Source organism: Desulfobulbus elongatus DSM 2908 (assembly GCF_000621145.1).
In the GTDB taxonomy this organism is placed as follows: Bacteria; Desulfobacterota; Desulfobulbia; order Desulfobulbales; family Desulfobulbaceae; genus Desulfobulbus; species Desulfobulbus elongatus.
On sequence record NZ_JHZB01000085.1, the window covers coordinates 1 to 1,606 of the forward strand.

A 1,606-nucleotide genomic window follows, 5' to 3' on the forward strand; every position below is an offset into this window, starting at 1 on the left:
AAGCCGGTTTCGGCATCGAAATACTGGCCAGGGAAGCGGAGATTGTTCTCCACGGTGTTCACCAGGAGGTCGGCCCTGCCGAAAGGCTGGTAATCCGCGGCCCAGACCACGGCGCCGGTTGAGTCGGTCATTTTCCGGGGCGTGCCCAGGTGGTCGGTGTGGTAAAAGTACACGGCCGCAGAAGAGCAGTCGCTCCGGCCGTACTCGCTTCTGAAAAGAGCATAATCGGCGATGTTGACCCGCCCGTCGCCGTTCAAATCGCCGGTAGCATTTTTACTCCGACCCCAGTTATTCCTGTTTGCCTACAAGTGGCAATCTGGTCAGCAGTGTCATAGACAAACGAACGGTAGCATTGTACAGATTATAGTCCCATAATTGCCTCAAAAATATTCCTTACCCATTCAAAAAAACTCTTAGATTTAGAATGACCGTGCTTGAGCCGATAAAATAATAGCCAAAACGCATATAATATAATTGTTAAGGCTATAAGAATACCTGTTAATATGCCTAACACTTCTATCATAATTAGAATATCCCAGAATCTTTTAAAAAATTATACCATCCTTGATTAGTTATATAATCAAGAGGTCCTGTATATTTGTCATTTGAGTCATCGTACTCTGTTCCATGTGGCAACATGCCATAAAAATTTTTTAATGAACTCTGGCCCCAATCTTCACACAAAGATTCTCTCGTTTGTTTAACTGCTCTATCCCATGCCGCCTTGGAAGATTTGAAATTCCAAGCAGCCCACCCTGCCAATGCAGTTGGTGGCAACGCACCGACTCCTGTTAAAGCAGCAGGAGATGCACCTGCTGCAATAAGGATTTTGACAGTTCCTGATCCCGCTGAAAAACCAGCAATAGCAGCATTGCCAATAGCGCTTAGACCTTTGGTAGGGTTAAATAATCCCCACGGATCAACCCAGTTCACCGGATCATTGTTGACATAGGCATAGACATTGACGCCACCCTCCAACCCGATGGGATCGGGGGTGAGATACCGGCCGGTGTCGGGATCATAGTACCGGTTCAGGTTGTAATGCAAGCCGGTTTCAGTGTCAAAGTACTGGCCGGGGAAGCGGAGGTTGTTCTCCACGGTGTTGACCAGGAGGGTGGCCCTACCAAAGGGCTGGTAATCGGCGGCCCAGACCACGGCGCCGGTTGAGTCGGTCAGGCGCAGGGGCGTGCCCAGGTGGTCGGTGTGGTAAGAGTAGATGGAGCCGTCGGCGGTAACCATGGCCAGGGGCAGGCCGTCGAGCCGGACATAGCCCCGCACCAGGTTGCCGTTGTCATCGGTCTCGGCGATCAGGTGGCCGTCTTGGTCGTAATGGAAGGATCGGGTCTGGCCGGCATGCTTTCTGATCCGTTTCCCCTGCAGGTCGTAGACATAGGCGGCGATTTGCTGGTTGTTGCCCAGCCGGACCTGGCTCAGGCGGTCGTCGGCATTGTAGACGAAAACCTGATACCCCTTGGAAGTGATGTTGCCGTTGGCGTTATGGGCGAAGGATATCGCCCCGGCGCCGTCAATCCGGGTCAGCCGGCTGGTGCCTTCGGCGTATTCGTAGGTGGAGGCGCCTGACGGGCCGGTGGTTGCGGTCCGGTTG

Annotated in this window: 2 protein-coding genes; both read right to left on the minus strand. The window is 52.7% G+C overall.

Features of this window, described 5'->3' with window-relative positions:
- A partial coding sequence (locus tag Q362_RS23945; RefSeq protein ID WP_035217156.1) for an RHS domain-containing protein occupies window positions 1–257 on the minus strand: 257 nt, incomplete at its 3' end.
- 268 nt (window positions 258–525) lie between these two features.
- On the minus strand, window positions 526–1,606 hold a 1,081-nt coding region (locus Q362_RS21670; protein WP_035217157.1), incomplete at its 5' end, for an RHS repeat-associated core domain-containing protein.